Origin of the sequence: Trinickia sp. (assembly GCF_051954495.1) — a bacterium.
Classification (GTDB): Bacteria; Pseudomonadota; Gammaproteobacteria; order Burkholderiales; family Burkholderiaceae; genus Trinickia.
In genome coordinates this window covers 12870-30897 of record NZ_JBQCHR010000041.1, presented here as the reverse complement: position 1 = coordinate 30897, position 18028 = coordinate 12870, and the positions used below count along the sequence as shown (strand labels likewise).

Here is an 18028-nt window from a genome sequence, read left to right as displayed (position 1 = left end):
CCAACATGAAGACCAGATTCATCGACCGCCTCCCAGGGGGGCGACAGGGGACCGTGCTGTCGGAGCCGAGCACCGGGGATCGAAACGACGCGGGGCGACGTCCTAATCGGGAACGCGCCATGTCTGCCGCGCGGGTCGCGGGCTTGACGCTGCTCTCGGCTGCCGTGCTGTCCGCTTGTGCGATCAAGCCCGAACCGATCAGCCAAGCGGAGCACGTCAAGCGCGCGCAGGACGACTACCGGACGCTTTATTCGACCTACGTGCCGCTGACGCAACCGCTTACGCTGTCGGACGCGATCTCGCGGGCGCTGAAGTACAACTACAACGCTCGCCTCGCAAAAACCGAGGAGACGCTGCAGGATCGGCAGCTCGATTTGGCGATCGCGCAGATGCTGCCTCGTCTCGCGGCCAACGCAGGCTACACGTGGCGCAACAACGATAACGCGGCGCAAAGCGTCTCGGAACTCACGAAGCAGCAGTCGCTCGAGTACTCGTTCTCCGAGCAGCCGTCGCATGCGACAGCTTCGCTCGAGCTTTCTTGGAACTTGCTCGATCTCGGCGTGAGCTATTTTCAGGCGAAGCAGCAGGGGTACCGCACCTACGCGGCCATCGAGCGCCGCCGCAAGGTCATCGACGACATCGTCAAGAGCACACAGGAGGCATATTGGAAGGCCGTCGCGGCCGATCGCCTGTTGCCGCGCTTGAAGCCGCTGCTGGCCGAGGCCGACCGGATGCTCGAAAACTCGCGCGAGGCGAGCCGCCAAAAGCTCGTCCCGCAACTGCAGGGGCTCGATTATCAGCAGAACATGTTGTCCGTGGTCGGACAGCTGCGCCGGATGCAGACCGATCTCAATACGGCCCGCGTGCAGCTTGCTTCGCTGATCGACGTGCCCACCGATGCGCCGATTCAATTCGCGCCGATGGATCTGGATCTGTCGACGACGGCTGCGAAGGTCGATCCGCGCAAGCTCGAGGCGCTCGGCCTGGCCATGCGTCCGGAACTGCGTGAAGAGGCCTACCAGGAAAAGATCGATCAGCAGGACGTCTACAAGGAAATCGTCAAGATGATGCCGGGCGTGGGCGTGCTCGGCAGCTTGAACTACGACAGCAATCGGTATCTGTACAACCCGAATTGGGCGCAGCTCGGCGTGAACGCCACGTTCAATCTCGTGAATTTGATCGAAGGGCCGAAAGCGATCTCGGCGGCCAAAGCCTCGGTCGAAGTGTCGCGCCAGCGACGCCTCGCGCTCAGCGTGGCGGTGCTCACTCAGGTCAACTTGAGCTACCAGCAGTATTTGGCCTCGGTCGAAGACTTGGACATCGCCAAGCAAATCAACGACGTCGAACAGCAGATTCGCGTCGCTTCGGCCAACGAGGCGAGCGCACAGGAAGAGTCCGAGGCGGACCGCATTCGGCGCGATCTGGCGTCGATGGTGGCCGAGTTCAGCTACGACCGCACCATCGCGCAGGTGCATACGGCGCTCACGAACCTTTATACGTCCGTCGGCGTCGACCTCGTGCCGCCCAATGCCGACACCGACGATCTCGCGCAGCTGAGCGCGCGCGTGAAGTCGGCGATCGCCGGCTGGGAGGCGGGGCAACTGCCCGACGTCGCGCTCGCCTTGCCGGCGGCTTCGACGCTCGGGGCGCCGGCCGCCGCAGCATCTGACGCTGCGACGGCAACCGCGCCGGCCGTCGGCGCGCAGTCGCCGGCGATGCCCGCGGCGCAAACGAAGGCCGTATCCCTGCCCGTCGCCGCAGCGGCGCAAACAGGCATCGCCGCGCAATAAGGACTTGGACGTTAGACGGTTAGGACTGCTATGAAAGTGCATCACCATCACACCCCGAAGGCGAGCAAACTCGTCGCTTTCGCGGGCATCGCCCTCGTCAGCGCCGGCATCGCCGTCGCGTTCGCCGCGCAGACGCCGGCTCCGGCGCCCGCTCCCGCGCCTGCGCCTGCGCCGAAGCCCCAGGCGTTGCCGGTTTCCGCGCCGCCTCATGCACCGGACGCGGCGGCCCCTGCCGCTTCGTCGCAACCGGCGTCGCCCGCGCGCGACATTCGCGTGCAGCTCGTCGCCGATACGATCGCCACGATCGGCGCGCCGATGGCGGGACGGCTCGCGCAATTTCCGTTGCGCGACGGCGATCGGTTCAAACAGGGGCAGGTGCTCGCGCGCTTCGATTGCGGAGAAAAGGAAGCGGCGCTCGCGCACGCCCGCGCCGTATTCGAAAGCCGAAAGTCGGTGAACGAAAGCAAGCAGCGCTTGAAAGCGCTGGGCACGTCGAGCGAAGTGGAGTACAAGGTCGCCGCGGCCGACGAGAAGCAGGCGGCGGCGGACGTGCAGGCCGCTCAGACGATGGTGGGTAACTGCACCGTCGCCGCGCCCTTCAGCGGACGCGTCTCGGCTGTCTACACGCACGATTATCAGTACCTGCAAACAGGCGCGCCGATGCTCGAAGTGCTGAGCGACAAGAGCCTCGAACTGGAGATGATCGTGCCGTCGATGTGGCTCTCCTGGCTCAAGCCGGGCAGCCCGCTCAAGGTGGCGATCGACGAAACGGGCAAAACGTATCCCGCCACGCTTTCGCGGCTCTCGGGCAAGGTCGATGCCGTGAGCCGCTCGGTCAAGGTCTATGGCCGTATCGATACGCAGTCCGATACGCTGCTGCCCGGCATGAGCGGTCATGCGATCTTTAGTCCGCCCGCCGGTGCGACCCTGACCTCGCAGCGATGAATTCGCCCGCAAGCGCGCTCAACTATCAGCTCTTGCGGCTCGGCGCGGTCCTCGCGTTGGAGCGGCGCGCGCGTGCGGCGGCGCGCGAGGAGCTCGGATTTCTCATCGTCAACGAGACGGCGAGCGTCGTGCCGTATCAGCAGGCGGCGTTATGGCAGACCGATGCATCCGGCGCCGAACCGCTGTTACTTTCGGGCGTCGCATCGGCCGAGCGCGGGGGGCCCTACTATCTCTGGCTCGAGCGCGTGTTCGCGGCCTTGACGCAGGAGCCCGAGGCGAGCGCCGTCGAGCCGCGCATCGTGCGGCCCGACCAGTTGCCCGAGCCGCTCGCGAACGAATGGCCGGAATGGTTTCCCGCGGAGGCGTTGCTGTGCCCCCTCGTCTGGCGCGATACGGCGAGCGTCGGCTATCTGCTGCTGGGCCGCGCCGATGTCTGGACCGATAGCGATCGGCACTTGCTGGACGCGCTGGCCGGCGCCTACGCGCAGAGTTTGCTGCTGCATCGGCGCGATCCGAAGCCTGGCGTGCTGCGGCAAATGGCGGCGCGCAAGCGGCCGCTGGCGATCGCCGCCGCCGTCTTGCTGGCGATCGCCGTGTTTCCCGTGCGCGAATCGGTGCTTGCGCCGGCGGAGATCGTGCCGATCGAACCCGCAGCTGTCAGAGCGCCTTTCGACGGCGTGGTCGGCTCGCTTCGCGTCGAGCCGAATCAAGCCGTGCGCGCGGGTCAATTGCTCGTCTCGTTCGATCGAACGCAGTTGCAAACCCGCTATGAGGTCGCCAAGAAGGCGCTCGACATGGCGCGAGAAGAGTATGCCGATACGTCGCAGCAGGCGCTGAGCGACGACCGCGCGAAGGCGCGGCTCGCCATGCTCGCGAGCAAGGTCGATCAAGACCAGGCCGAGCTGGCGTATGACGATGACATGCTGCGCCGCGCGCAGATCGTCTCGCCCGTGGACGGCGTGGCGATATTCGACGACAGCAGCGAGTGGATCGGCAAGCCGGTCGTGCTGGGCGAGCGCATCATGGTGGTGGCTTCGCCCGCGCGCACCCAATTGCAGATCGAGGTGCCGGCCAGTTCCGTCGTGTCGTTCGAGCCCGGCTCGGAGGTCATGTTTTTCAGCAACTTGCGGCCCGATCGCCCCGCCTACGGCAAGTTGACCTTCGCGAGCTATTCGAGCACGGTCGCGGCCGATGGGGTGCTGTCGTACGCCTTCCGCGCAACGCTCGAGCATGCGCAGGCATTGCGGCTCGGTTTGAAGGGAACGGCGAAGATCTACGGGCCGCGCCGTGCGCTTGCGCTCTGGCTGCTCAGGCGTCCGTTGACGGTGGTGCGCGAATGGCTTTCGATTTGAACGAAGCGTCGCCAGGCGCGCCGCTTGTCGCCCAGGCAGGCGATGGCGTCGCCGAGGTCCCCTCCGTTGCACTGCCGCCGCTGCGCGAAGACTTGAAGCTGATGCCCGGGCCCGCGGGCGGCGACGGCAGTCCGACCTGGACGCTGCACGACCCGGCGCGGCATCGCTTCATCCGCATCGGCTGGTTGGAATTCGAAGTCCTGGCGCGCTGGGCGCTCGGCGACGCGCAAGCCGTGGCGCGTTCCATCTCCGAGGAGACGACGATACGCGCGACAGCGCAGGATGTCCTCGACGTGCTGACTTTCGCTTACCGCGCGGGGCTGACGGCGCCTGTGGACGCCCGCGCCACGGAGCGCTTTGCCGCGGAGCGCGCCGCCGAACGATTGTCCGCGGCGCGCTGGCTTTTGAAGAACTATCTGTCGATCAAGGTGCGTCTCGTCAATCCCGACCGCGTGCTGTCGAGCATCGTGCCGAGGATGGGATGGGTTTTCACGCGAGGCTTCGCGATCGTGCTGGCGTCGCTCGCAGCGCTCGGCTTTTATCTCATCAGCCGGCAGTGGGATGAATACACACATAGCCTGCTGCATCTTTTCTCGCTGCAAGGCGCGGCGCTCGTCGGCCTCGCGCTGGCTTCGGCCAAGGTCGTCCACGAAATCGGCCATGGCGTCGTGGCCAAGCGCATGGGCTGTCGCGTCCCTGCCATGGGCGTTGCGTTCCTCGTGCTTTGGCCGGTGTTGTGGACCGACACGACCGATGCCTGGCGGCTCACCGACCGCCGTCGACGGCTCGCGATCGATGCGGCCGGCATGCTGGCCGAGACGACGCTCGCGATTTTCGCGTCGCTCGCTTGGTCCGTCTTGCCCGACGGCGCCTTGCGAACGGGCATGTTTTTGCTATCGAGTTCGACCTGGCTGCTGACGATCGCCATCAACGTCAATCCGCTGATGCGCTTCGACGGCTATTTTTTGCTTTCCGATTGGCTCGAGGTGCCGAACCTGCAGGATCGCGGCTTTGCGATGGGGCGCTGGTGGCTCAGGGAGACGCTGTTCGGGCTCGGCGATCCGCCGCCCGAACACTTTCCGCCCAACAAGCGGCGCATCGTCATCGGCTATGCGCTCGCCTGTATGGTGTATCGCTTCACGCTGTTTCTCGGCATCGCGCTCGTCGTCTATCACATGGCGTTCAAGGCGCTGGGCATCTTTTTGATGTGCGTCGAGATCGGCTGGTTTCTCGTGCGTCCCATCGCCGGCGAGCTTCGTATCTGGTATGCGCGCCTCGGCGACAAGCGGCCGGATCGGCGAGCAGTCGTGACGATCGCGTGCTGTGCATTCGCGCTCTTGCTGCTCGTCGTGCCATGGCGGCGCGAGGTGTCGGCGCCGGCGCTGCTGCGCGCGGCCAAGCAGGCCACGCTCTATGTCGCGGAACCGGGCCGTCTCGTGAAGCAATCGGCGAACGGCGCCGCCGTGGCGGCCGGGCAACCGCTATTCGAACTCGAATCGCCGACCGTCGAATACCACAAGGCGGTCGCGCTCGCTTCGCTTTCGGGCGTCGAGAGCCGGATGAAGGGGCAGGCGTTCGATCCCGAACAGGCGGACATGATCGCCGTCGGCGAGCAAGAGTTGCAGGGCGCCATCGCATCGGTCGATCAAGTCGCGGCACAAGAGGCCTTGCTCACCGTTCGCGCGCCGTTTTCCGGGGTCGTCACCGACGTGCCCCCGATGCGCGAAGGCGAATGGCTGCCGCGCCGCACGGCGTTGGCGATGCTGATCGACCCGTCTTCCGCCGCCGTCGAGGCGTTCATCGGCGAAGCCGATCTGCCGCGCGTGCACCCGGGCGCGCATGCGCGATTCTTCCCCGAGAACGGCGACCCGAGCATCGACCTCGTCGTCTCTCACGTCGAGACCTCGTCGGCGCGCGTGCTCGACGTGACGGAACTGGCGTCGATTTACGGCGGCGGTGTCGCCGTACGCAAGAACGCCGATAACAAGCTCGTTCCCGAAACGGCTGTTTATCGCGCCGCGCTCGTGCCGGTGTCGCGCGATGCGCGCGTCACGGCGTGGCGGCGCTTGCGGGGGCGAGTGATCATCGACGGCGACCGCGCAAGTTTGCTGGGCCAAATCTACCGCAAGGCTGTTGCGGTGCTGATCAGCGAAAGCCAGGTATGACGCGAGGCGGCCGCAACGCGGCCTGCCTCGCATGTCCTCGTGTCAAGCGTATTGATTCAAGATTACCCGCGGCTTCAATCCGATCCACAGTGCGTGGTATTAAGCAACAAGAAACAGCGCCAAATAAAACTTCGGACAAATGTAAATCGTTTGCGCGGCGATGTTGAATAAATTTAACGTTTTCGATGCCGCGATTTAACATTTGTTTGTAAGGCCATTCGCAAATATTCGGAAAATTCCCCTTCGTCGCAAATGCGGCCGGTCGTAGCGCGTTGCAATCGCGGCGTGCGTCCAGCTGGCGCACGCGCCATACGCGCCCAATATCGGGCGAGGCCGGTTTATGCATCGCGACATAAGAGCATTCGATCAACGGGGAATATCAGCGATGGCATTGAAAGTCATGTCGGTTTTCGGCACACGTCCAGAGGCGATCAAGATGGCGCCCGTCGTCAAAGCGCTGGAAGAGATGTCCGGGCTGGAATCGATCGTGTGCGTCAGCGGCCAACATCGGTCGATGCTCGAACAGGTGCTCGATTTGTTCGATATTCGTCCGCGTTACGACCTTGCATTGATGACCGCCAATCAGACGCTCAATGGCTTGGCTTCACGGCTTATTTTTTCGTTCGACGATGTGCTCGCGCAGGAGCGGCCCGACTGCGTGCTCGTGCACGGCGACACCACGACGGCCTGTGCCGCCGCCTTGGCCGCGTTTCATCGCCGCATCTCGGTCGGCCATGTCGAGGCCGGCTTGCGTACGGGCGATCTGTCGAGCCCGTGGCCCGAGGAGATGAACCGCCGCGTCGTCGATGCAATCAGCGATTTCATGTTCGCGCCCACGCAGAGCGCCAAGGCCAATCTGATGGCGGAGGCCTTGCCGGGCCGAATCTTCGTGACGGGCAACACCGTCATCGACGCGCTTCACATGGCCGCGGCGCGCATCGACGCCGACGCGGCGTTGCGCGCCAAGCTGGACGCGCATCTGCCGGTGCTCGACGACACAAAGCCGATCGTGCTGGTGACGGGGCATCGTCGAGAAAGTTTCGGCGAAGGGTTCGCGTCGATCTGCGATGCGCTCGATGAACTCGGACGCAGCGGCGACGTGCAGATCGTCTATCCGATCCATTTGAATCCGAACGTTCGAGGGCCGGCGCGCGCGCGTATCGGCGCGACGCCGAACCTGCATTTGATCGAACCGCTCGACTATCTGGGCTTCGTGCGCCTCATGCAGCGCGCGGCCATCGTGCTGACCGATTCGGGCGGCGTGCAGGAAGAAGCGCCCGCGCTCGGCAAGCCCGTGCTCGTCATGCGCGACGTGACCGAACGGCCGGAAGCGCTCGCGGCCGGCGCCGTGAGGCTCGTGGGCACGCGCAGCGACGTCATCGTCGAAGGTGTGCGCACGCTGCTCGCCGAGCGGGCCGCGGGGCCGAGAGAGGCGATCAGCCCGTATGGCGATGGACACGCGGCCGCGCGCATCGCCGCGTCGATCGCAGGCCGGCCGTTCGAGGAATTCGTCAGCCGCGCGCAGCCGTGCGCGGCATTGGCTGAAGCGCCGGAGCAAGCCATGACGTACTAGCGACAGAGGGCCTGCTCTGTCGTCCCGCTTCCCGCATCCGGCCTTCATTCGTTCATTCGACCCATTCGACCCATTCGACACGACCTACCGTGACCTCCGACACTCCCCTGCGCGCTGCGACGCGATTGCGCCAAACGCTGGCCGCCACGCCCTTCTTGATCTTCGCTCACCTTGCCTACGGCGCGGGCACGAGCGATACGGCCGCGGGCAGTGTTGCCGATGCCTTCGCGCATCTGGGCGAGCATCGCGCGATCGTGCGCAGCGTCTCGCTCGCCGATCTGGGCATCAACGAGCCGCTCGTGCTCTCCGCGCCCGACGCGCGACAAGAACTGTATGTGCCCGTTCCAGCCGGCCTGCCCATCGGCAATGCGACGCTGCAGATCGACGGCAACTTCCTGCGCGCGGACGGCGGCCGCACGACGATGGTCGTTTCGCTCGATGGCGCGCCTGTGCTCGCACGCGGATTCGAGCAACCGCAAGGCGACGCGCAAGCGAGCGTCGGCGTGGACGGTTCGCCGCGCCCGAGCGGCTTCGTGCGCGTGGGGCTGCAATGGGCGTCCTTGATCGACGAACGCGTCTGTACCGATCAAACGGCGATCGGCAACGTGCTGCGAATCGCACCGACTTCCCGCTTGACCTATCGCTTCGACCCGAGCGCCGTGACCGACGTGCGCACGGCGTGGAGCGCGTTGCCGATCACCCCTGTCGTGGCGATTTCGGGCAAGCGCATCGCCACACCCGCGTTCGACACGGCCTGGCGAATCCAAGCGCTGCTGGATCGGGAGGGGCGTCGCCCGGTCACACGCGCTTGGCCTGCGGTGGGCGAGACCGTCGAGGTCGCCGCGTCGGACGTGCCGCCCGCGTTGCGCGCCGTACCGGCATTTGCCGCGCTGGCGGCCGGCGGCGCCGTGAAGCTCGCCGATGCCGCGCAGGTGGGGGCGGTGCTGGCGCTCGAATCGCCGCACACCTTCGCCGCGGACATCGTCGTTGCCGACGACGCGCTGCGCGGGCAAACCGTCGCGGCGCTCGACGCGCTGCGTGCGCAGCTTGCCGCCGCTTCGCCCGCCGCTGCTGAGGCTTTCGATGCATGGCGCTCACGGACATTTGCAGCGATCACCAGCCCGCTCGCGGCCGGCGAAATCCGCATCGCACACCTGCCCGGCCAAGCGGCGATCGTGGTGGGCGATACGACCGCGGCCCAGGCGCTCGTGCGCGACTGGCGGCCGATCGGCGCGACCGATCGCTATGTCGTGCATCGTCTGGACGAAACCCCCGATGCCGGCGCCGACCGCATCTCGCTTGCTGCATTGGGCGGCGAGCCGCGCACGCTGGAAGTGGTCGACCGTGCGATGTGGGAAGCCTCGTTCGACCTCGCCGCCGTTTCCGGCCACGGCAAATTGCCCGACGACCTCGTGCTCGATGTGGCGGCGGCGCCGACGCCGCGTCATGACGGCAACATCGCTTCGGTCTACCTCAACGGTGTGCTGATCGCCTCGACGATGCTCGACGACGACGGCAAGCCGCAGCGTATCGCCGCGCACGTCCCGCGCTATGCGCTCGCGCCGACCAATGCATTGCGCGTCGTATTCCAGCGCCGGCCCGACAGCGATTGCGCCGCGCGTTCGAAAGGCTACCCCGTGGCCGTGCTGCCCACGAGCCATTTGACGCTCGCGGCCGCGACGGCCGGCGACGACTTCATCGGCATGCTCGCTCAATACGCGAGCACGGCGAACGTGCTCGTGCCGGCGGCCTATCTCGACGAGGCGACAGAGAGCATCGGGCGAGTCGCGCGGTTGACGCACGTGGCCGGCGTGTCGCCGACGCATTCGAGCTTGTCGGTGGTGGCGAACGGCGCGAACGGCGCGCCTGCCGGTCCGTTCTTCGCCATCGACGTGGGCCTCGACGAAAACGAACCTCGTGCGCAGTGGTCGACGGATCGCCTGAAGCTCGTCGACGGATCGGGCCGCGCTTACGCCGACGTGTCGGGTCTTTCGAACCTCGCCGTCTTCACGATTGCGCATGCGAACGGCAACGCCGGCATCGCCTACCGTACGCTCGGCAGTGCGGCGCCGCGCGTGCCCGCCACGTTGCGTCTCGCGCGCGGCGACGTAGCGCTCGTTTCCTCGACCGGTGTCGCGCGTTTGTTCGATTCGCGCAATCCGGGGCAAATCGTCACCGAAAGCGCGCGCGCCGACGGCTTCTCGCGTCGTCTGCCATGGCTCGTCGCCGCCGGTATCGTGGCGTTGCTCGTCGCACTCATCGTCGTCGCCGGGATCGAGCGCCGCCGCCATCAGGCGAAGGACGACGCGCAATGAACCTGACGGCGCTGCAGTGGTACGGCGGCTATTTCGTGGGCCGCTATTTCACGGTGCTCGAACTGTTGGCCGCCGTGGTCGCCGTCGCCATTTTCATCTCGAGCCTCGACGATCTGTTCGTCGACCTGTGGTACTGGGCGCGCGAGCTTTATCGGCGATTCACGGTCAGGCGGCGCTACAGCCCGCTCACGGTCGCGCAGTTGCACGCGCGCGAAGAGCAGCCGCTCGCGATCATGGTGCCGGCATGGCTCGAATACGATGTGATCGCCGCGATGCTCGAGGACATGGTGCGCGTGCTCGACTACCGCCGCTACATCGTATTCGTCGGCACGTACCGCAACGATGCGCGCACGATCGCGGAAGTCGAGCGCATGCGGCGCCGCTACCGGCAATTGCGCCGCGTGGAAGTGCCGCACGACGGCCCCACCTGCAAGGCCGACTGCTTGAACTGGGTCATTCAAGCGATCTTCAAGCACGAGCGAGAGGCGGGCTACGAGTTTGCCGGCGTCATTCTTCATGACAGCGAAGACGTGCTGCATCCGATCGAGCTGAAGTTCTTCAACTATCTGCTGCCGCGCAAGGACATGATCCAGTTGCCCGTCGCGTCGCTCGAGCGCCATTGGTTCGAGCTCGTCGCGGGCACGTACATGGACGAATTCGCCGAATGGCACGCGAAGGATCTCGTGGTGCGCGAAAGCCTGGCCGGCGCGGTGCCGTCGGCCGGCGTCGGGACGTGTTTTTCTCGGCGGGCGCTGCTCGCCTTGATCGAGCAGACGGACAATCAGCCGTTCAACACCGAGAGCCTGACGGAGGATTACGACGTCGGCGCGCGCCTCGCCAAGCTCGGCATGCAGTCGATCTTCGCGCGCTTTCCCGTCACGTTCGCCGCACGCCGCAAGAGCTGGTTCGGCTTCGGCCCGGTGCGCGAGTTCACGTTGACCATGCCGCTGTGCGTGCGCGAGTTTTTCCCCGATACGCTGCGCACGGCCTATCGTCAGCGCGCGCGCTGGACGCTCGGCATCGGGCTGCAAGGATGGCGGCAAACAGGCTTTACCGGCTCGCTCGCGAATAGATACTTGCTGCTGCGCGATCGCAAGGGGACGGTGACCGCGATCGTCGGCATGCTCGCGTATGTGCTCGTCGCGCAGTTCCTGCTCTTCGCGCTCGCCCAAGCGCTTGGCATCGCACCGCCTTTCGCCGCTTCACCGCTTGCCGATGCCGCCTGGTTTCGCGCGCTGCTCTGGTTCAACGCTACGGCCTTGATGCTGCGCGCCGTGCAACGGATGTATTTCGTGACGCGTTTGTACGGCTGGGAGCACGGCATTCTCTCGGCGCCGCGCATGGTCATTGCGAACTACATCAACTTCTTGGCCGTGACGCGCGCTTGGCGTTTGTTCATCGTGCACCTCGTCACGGGAAAGCGGCTGGCTTGGGACAAGACGATGCACGATTTTCCTTCGGCGGACGGGTTGGCGGACCGGCGGCAGAGGATTGGCGAGCTTTTGATCTCCTGGCAAGCGATCGATGCGCATCAGCTTCAAAGCGCGCTGGACGAAGCGCATGCGCGCGAGGCGCCGCTGGGTCGCGTGCTGATGGCCAAGGGCTGGCTCGACGATGAGACGCTGGCCGAGGCCATTGCGTTTCAGGCCGACATCGAACGCGGCGCGCTCGATATGGGCGCGCTGGAACGTTATCGGGAACAGCTGCCGCTCGACACGATCGTGCGCTATCGCGTGCTGCCGCATGGCGTGGACGCGGATGGGCGGCTCGTCTTGCTGACGGCGAGCCCGCTCGGCGATGCCGCGATTGCGCAGCTTGCGGCTGAACTCGGGGGCGGCATCGAGCAACGCATCGTGCGGGAGGGGGAAATTGCATTCGGCCTTCGCGCGCTGCGAGGCGTGGCGAATACGAATACGAATACGGACGCGAATGCGGATGCAAACGGGCGTGGGAGCGCGGGCGATCAAGCCGGGCCGGTATCGACGAATGACGCTGCGGCGCCGGGTGTAGCACCCTCCGCATCGACCGTGCCGCTAATCGGTGATTTGCTGATCGAGCGAGGCTACGTGCGCCGGCAGGCGTTCGAAGCGGCCTTGACCGACTACCATCCCGATCGGCACGGCCGCATCGGCGATTTCATGGTGGCGCGCGGCGTCGTTTCGCGAGAAGCCGTCGAGCGTGTGGTCGAGGAGCAGCGGCGCGCGAGCGGTCTGTCGGGAGCCCTGGCATGAACCATCCAAGGCTCCATCCCGTGATTCGGCACGCCTTCTCCAAACGATGCGCAGGCCGCATGCGGCTGACGCTGCAAGCGGGGGCGGCATGTCTCGCGTTCGCCCATGGCGCGGCGCATGCGGCCGAGCCCGCCGTTGCGCCGCTTCCGCTGGCCGGCGCGGCCTATCGCGTGGCAGCCCAGGCCTACGTGGATTATCGGCAACATGACTACGCGCATGCCGAAGCGCGTGCGAGAGAGGCGATTCGTCAGCGGCCCGATGTCGTCGAATTGCGGCTCTTGCTCGCCAATGCGCTGGCCGCGCAGCATCGCTATGCTCAGGCGAGCCACGCGCTCGGCGACGCTATCGGCGTGTTCGGGCCGTTGCATCCGCTCATCAAGCGCCGGGCGCAAATCGACGCCGTCGCGGCCGCCGCCAAGAGACTTGCGCAGGGGCCGAGCGCGAGCGCTCCAGGCGTGCAAAACCCATCGGGAGCGCCGGGCGACGTATTGACCGGCGAGGCTTTCCAGGCTGCGCAACAGGCCTACCGCGCCTACGGCGAGAAGCGCTTCGCCGATGCGGCGCAAGCAGCCCAGCAAGCGATCGCGCTGCGGCCCGATCTGCTTCGTCTACGTCTCTTGCTGATCGATGCAGCGAGCGGCGCGGGCAACGACGTCCTCGCTTGGCAGTCGGATGTCGAGGCCGTGCGGCGTTTCGGCGACAACGACGAGCTCCGATTGCGGCGCACGTTCATCGGCAATGGCCTGGCGCCGAAGACCTCTCGCCGTGCGATCGCCGCGCGTGAAGCGGGCGATCTTGCCGAGGCGATTGCGATCGGCCGCGAGGCCGTGGCCTACGCGCCCGATAACATCGACTATCGCGTGTGGCTATTCGATGCGCTCATTCAAGCCGGCGATTGGCCTGGGCTCGAGGCAGCGGCCGGCGATGCGATCGCCTACGACGACACCGAAGTCATGCCGTACGTGTTTCGCGCTTATGCGCGGGCGGCCCAGCAACGCGTGGAGCAAGCCGACGCCGATCTGGACGCTGCGCTGCGCATACGAGACGCGACGCGCACGACACAAAACAGCGCGCGCGCCATCGCGGCCGATTTATGGATGGCAGAGGCTCGCGCCCAATACGCGGTCGACCGGCTTGCGGCGCTGAAGCCGACGGGCGACGACTCGGATGCGCTCGTCGCTGAACGTCTGTCACGCGCTCGTCGGCAGGCCGCCGCGCAGTCGACGTCGACGCCGGCGCCGACGCTGGCGGCCGCGCGGCCCATCGTCGATTGCGAAAACGACCCGGATTTCGGTGCGAGCTGCGACGTCTGGCCTGCCGATCCGGGGTTCGCGGCGGGTCGCGCGCTCGAGCGTGCGAGCGAGGGCGGCGACAAACAGGCCGCGCTGCGCTATGCGCGAGAAGCCGTCGCGGCCTCCCCCGATAGCGCGCAGCACCGGGTGGCGTTGATCGATGCGCTCGACGATGCGGGGCAAACGCGCGAGGCGGCCGACGCCGCGCGCACATTGATCGCCGACGGCCTGCTCGATGCGCTGCCGGCGCTCGACGCCGGTTACGTCGCCCTGCGCGCCGGCGACAACGCGCGCGCGCTCGCCGCGTTCCGCCGCGCCGACGCGCAAGGCAAGTTGCCTGCGGGAACCTTGGCCGATGCGGGCTTTGCCGCCGCCTCCGCCGATCGCGACGCCGATTCGGCGCGTTATTTCGAGCGAGCGATCGACGCGCTCGCCGCCGAGGGCCGACGCGCGCCGCGCGGGGCCCAGAAGGCGCGCGACGCGCAAGCGCTAGAAGACCTGCGCGAGGCGCATGCCGAAGCGACGCGCCGATGGGGCTTCGACGTATCGATCGACTATCGCGGCGCCGGGTTGCAGTCCGGTTACCAGGCCGCGCCGCAGCCGAGCACGAGCAACAGCTGGCAAACGGGGGCCGAGGTCTATTGGCGCCCGCTCGGCAGCTTGGGCGATCGCATGCTCGAACTTTACGCGCGAGGCTACGAGAGCTTCGGCGTTGAAGGCGGCGGGCCGAGCGGCGCGAGCTCGCTCGAGGCGGCGTTCGGCGTGCGAGGCAAACCGTTCGCGAACATCGACGCCATCGTGGCGTTCGAGCGCATCGTTCCGATCGGCTCTCAGGCGCAAGGCGATTGGCTTGCCCGGCTCTCGTATTCGGGCGGCATCGGCACGGAGCGACGCATCGACGTACCGTCGTGGTGGACGGTCTCGGGCTATGCCGAAGGCGGCCACTACATCAGCCACGCGTCGAACTACGCGACCGCGTCCTTGGAAGCGGGCCGCACCTACCGGATCGATCGCATCAGCCCGCGCGTGACGGTGTTTCCCTTTGCGGTGGCGGGGGCCGACTACGACACGACCGTCGATCGAAGCGTGCCGATCGGCGCGGGTGTCGGCGTGTCCGCGCGCTACGCGTTTCGGGACGGCAAATACGACGCGTTGCGCTCTTCGATCGAATTGTCGATTCAGTACCGATGGAAGATCACCGGCGACGACCGTGCGCGCGGCGTGTTTTGCGGCGCGGTGTTTTCGTACTGATGGCCGACGCCATGGACACTTTCTAGCGAGACGATGAAGATGATTCGAAAAGGACACTGTGCCTCTAAACCGCTTTCGGCGACGTTGCGTCTGCTCGCATTGGCGACGGCCGTTTGCGCCGCGCCGATCGCGGCGTACGCGTCCGCCGACGACGTCGCGAGTTTGTACGGCCCGCAACCGCCGGCCGACGCCACCTACCTACGCGTGCTCAATCTCTCGACGCTCACGGCGAAGGTGTCTCTGCCGAGCGGGGCGCGGCCCGTCGATCTGGGCCCCGGCGCCGCGACCGCGCTCGACGTCGTGCGACCGGGCACGTCGCTGCAGGTGAAAGTCGACGCGCTGGCGCCGGTCCTTCAGGCCGGCAGCGCGCCCGTCGCCGGCCCCGATACGGTCGGCGCGACGATCACGCTTGCGATCGAGCATACGGAGGCAGGCGCCTGGCGCGCTGTGCCGATCGCCGCCCCGGCGGCGAGCACCGATGCGCTGCGCGCGCAGTTGCGCTTATTCAATTTCGCCGAGGGCTGCGACGGCAAGGTCGCCCTGGAACGAACCGGCGCGCAAAGCGGCGCACCGGTCGTGTTCGAGCACGTCGCGCCGAGGCACGCGCTGGCGCGCTCGATCAACCCGGTGGCGGCGACGCTCGTGGCCATCTGCGGGGATGCCGTCTCGGCGCCGCTCGCGCTGCCTCGACTCGCGGCCGGCCAGAGCTACAGCCTGTTTCTATCCGGCCCCGCCTCGCGGCCTGTCCTGCGCGGCGTGCTGGACACGCTCGACTGGCCGCGAGGCGCGCGCTGATCGGCCCCGCGGCGGACACGCAACAAGAAGTGGAGCCGAGGCCACCCGCGCGTCCACTCATGAACGACGATTGACGAACGACCTTCGCGATGAGACCTACGTACTTCTCCGACTCCAAAGCCGTTGCTTCGATGCGCCGACGCCGCTTGCTGCTCGCCCTTGCGGCAGCGCCGTTCGCGAGCGGCTTATCGCTTATGCCGCGCGATGCCCATGCCGCACAGGGCGTGATCGAGGGCCGCGACCGATGGTTGTTTCCCGCTTGGGAAAGCTACGCAGCCGACGATACGCAGGCTTGCCTGAAAGTCGTCGATTTGATCGGTGCGGCCGTGTCCAAGCTCGCGGCGCATGACGTTCGCTGCTCGCTCGTCGTCGCGCCGCTGAAAGCGCGCGCGGCAGCAGACAAGCTGCCGGAGGGGGCCGCGCTGTCACCCGCCGTCGCACAGCGCTATGCGGCCATTCTCGCGAAGGGCAAACAAGCCGGCCTCGACTTCGTGGACGCGGCCGCCGCGCTGGCGAACGTCGATACGCGCGAGGACAGCACCTACATCCGCGCCGACTATCACTGGTCGGCCCATACGGCCGAAGCGGTCGCCGATGCGACGGCCGATCGTTTGTCCGCCCCCGGCGTCTTGCGTGGCGAGCCGACGGACCAGCCCGCGCTCGGCGACTGGACCGAGGAGATGGAATACGGCGACCTGGCCGCGCTGCTTTCACCGGAGCGCAAGCGCGCGGTCGGCAAAGACCGCTTCATCGTCCGTGAAGAGACGGGCGGCGGCGGCTTGCTCGCCGATGCGACGCCGGTCGTTCAAGTGGTGGGCAACAGCATGGTGCAGCCGTATCTCGGTTTCCCGCAGCGGCTTGCGCATGCGCTCGGGCGTCCCGTCGGGCTCACCTGGAAGTTCGGCGACACGGGCCCGTGGAAGACGCTGCTCGACTACCTCGAATCGCCGGCGTTCTCTTCGCAGCGGCCGCAGGCCATCGTTTGGCAGTTCAACGAAGGGCAGATGGCCTATGGCCCCGGCGCGTCTGGCCAATGGGACGCCACGTCGATCATGAGCGAAGCGGCGTGGCTCGACCGTTTGGACAAGGCTTTGATGCGATGAGCGATACCGCCGTTCGACAGGAGCTCGGCACGCGGGGCGGCAGCGACGCCGCCGCCGAACGCGAGGCGCGTCGGGCCGAACGCGCGCACCGTCCGACGGCCGCGTGCCTCTTGGTGCTGCTCGCGGGCGCGCTGGCGCTCGGCGTGGCCTCGCTCGTCACGCACGCGAGAACCGACGCCGAGTTCGCGATCGACGATGGGGCGGCGTGGCGCAACGGTGAAGCCATGCATCGCATCGACCGCGCGATCGACGTGCCCTACGCCTCGCTTTTGCGTCGTGCCGGCGCCGCGGCGCGATATCGCCTGCTCGGGGATTTGGGACCGCAGGTGCGCGAAGGCTGCCCTGGGTGGCTGTTCTATGCCGACGGCCTGCGCCCCGCGCCGACGTCCCTGCCGGCGGGTCCGCACGATGCTGCGATGAGCGAGCGAATCGCGACGCTGCATCGCTATGCCGATGCGCTGCGTCGTGACGGCAAGACGCTCGTCGTCGTGACCGTGCCGGACAAGGCGCGAGTCGAAACCGAAGCGCTGTGCGGCCTACGGCAAGACCCGCGAATGACGGCGCGCTGGGATGCCTGGCGGCAGGCGCTTGCACAAGCGGGCGTCGCGCACGTCGATCTGCTCGATGCGCTCAAGGCCGTGCGTCCGGCCTTCTATCGGACCGACGTGCATTGGAATGCGCGAGGCGCGCAAGCCGCGGCCGACGTCGTCGCGCGGACGGTATTGCCGCTCGTCGGGGGACGCGGGAGCGCCCGCTTTACGTTCGAGCATGCGTCCGGCGTCAAACCTCGGATGGGCGACTTGGTGCGGCTTGCGGGACTCGACGCGGCGCCCGACGGTTGGCGCCCGGCGCTCGATGTCGAAGTGCCCGAAACGATTCGCCCCGAACCGTCCGGCGGTTTGCTCGACGATACGCCGCCCGCCCAGGTGTTGCTGGCGGGCAGCTCGTTTTCTCGACGCAGCGGTTTCGCGGATCGGCTGGGGCAGGCCTTGGGCCGCGAGGTGTGGAACGTCAGCGTGGACGATGGTCGATTCGACCGCGCCCTCGCCGCGGTGTGGCGCGAGCGACCGAACTGGCCGGCCGGGTTGCGCGTGGTGATCTGGGAGATGTCGGAAGACGCGCTGTCCGAGCGGCCCGCGGCGGCGAAGCCGTCCCAGCTTGAGCCTGAACCGGCCGCCGCCGGCCCTCTCTCCCGCAACCGAGCGTAAGGCGAGCC

General features: G+C 67.0%; 11 protein-coding genes. All 11 read left to right on the top strand.

Going from position 1 to position 18028, the window contains the following annotated elements:
* Positions 1-5: 5 nt before the first annotated feature.
* The 11 genes from ACTHNR_RS07120 to ACTHNR_RS07070 all read left to right on the top strand — a co-directional run bounded on the left by ACTHNR_RS07120 (position 6) and on the right by ACTHNR_RS07070 (position 18020).
* Positions 6-1790 (top strand): TolC family protein, encoded by a 1785-nt coding sequence (locus ACTHNR_RS07120; protein ID WP_440546864.1) that lies wholly within the window; start codon positions 6-8, stop codon positions 1788-1790.
* Positions 1791-1820: 30 nt separating this feature from the next.
* The gene (locus ACTHNR_RS07115; protein WP_440546863.1) at positions 1821-2735 is read left to right on the top strand and encodes an efflux RND transporter periplasmic adaptor subunit; all 915 of its coding nucleotides are present in this window, start codon (positions 1821-1823) and stop codon (positions 2733-2735) included.
* Positions 2732-4087 carry an efflux RND transporter periplasmic adaptor subunit gene (locus tag ACTHNR_RS07110; RefSeq protein ID WP_440546862.1) on the top strand — a complete coding sequence of 452 codons (1356 nt, stop codon included), beginning with the start codon at positions 2732-2734 and terminating at the stop codon, positions 4085-4087. Before ACTHNR_RS07115 ends, ACTHNR_RS07110 begins: the two co-directional genes overlap by 4 nt.
* Entirely contained in the window at positions 4072-6252 is a 2181-nt protein-coding gene (locus ACTHNR_RS07105; protein WP_440546861.1) for an HlyD family efflux transporter periplasmic adaptor subunit, read from the top strand. The genes ACTHNR_RS07110 and ACTHNR_RS07105 overlap by 16 nt, the downstream gene beginning before the upstream one ends.
* A gap of 385 nt (positions 6253-6637) precedes the next feature.
* Positions 6638-7825 (top strand): non-hydrolyzing UDP-N-acetylglucosamine 2-epimerase, encoded by a 1188-nt coding sequence (gene wecB / locus ACTHNR_RS07100; RefSeq protein WP_440546860.1) that lies wholly within the window; start codon positions 6638-6640, stop codon positions 7823-7825.
* Positions 7826-7914: 89 nt separating this feature from the next.
* A complete protein-coding gene (locus tag ACTHNR_RS07095; protein WP_440546859.1) occupies positions 7915-10140 on the top strand; it encodes a cellulose synthase in 2226 nt (741 codons plus the stop codon).
* A complete protein-coding gene (locus ACTHNR_RS07090; RefSeq protein ID WP_440546858.1) occupies positions 10137-12371 on the top strand; it encodes a glycosyl transferase family protein in 2235 nt (744 codons plus the stop codon). Before ACTHNR_RS07095 ends, ACTHNR_RS07090 begins: the two co-directional genes overlap by 4 nt.
* On the top strand, positions 12368-14914 hold the full coding sequence (locus ACTHNR_RS07085; RefSeq protein ID WP_440546857.1) for an NfrA family protein: 2547 nt from the start codon (positions 12368-12370) through the stop codon (positions 14912-14914). Before ACTHNR_RS07090 ends, ACTHNR_RS07085 begins: the two co-directional genes overlap by 4 nt.
* 39 nt (positions 14915-14953) lie before the next feature.
* Positions 14954-15709 (top strand): hypothetical protein, encoded by a 756-nt coding sequence (locus tag ACTHNR_RS07080; RefSeq protein WP_440546856.1) that lies wholly within the window; start codon positions 14954-14956, stop codon positions 15707-15709.
* An 89-nt stretch (positions 15710-15798) separates the two neighbouring features.
* Positions 15799-16812 (top strand): alginate O-acetyltransferase AlgX-related protein, encoded by a 1014-nt coding sequence (locus tag ACTHNR_RS07075; protein ID WP_440546855.1) that lies wholly within the window; start codon positions 15799-15801, stop codon positions 16810-16812.
* Positions 16809-18020: an alginate O-acetyltransferase AlgX-related protein gene (locus ACTHNR_RS07070; RefSeq protein ID WP_440546854.1), complete on the top strand. Its 1212-nt coding sequence runs from the start codon at positions 16809-16811 to the stop codon at positions 18018-18020. The genes ACTHNR_RS07075 and ACTHNR_RS07070 overlap by 4 nt, the downstream gene beginning before the upstream one ends.
* The last annotated feature ends 8 nt before the right edge of the window (positions 18021-18028 follow it).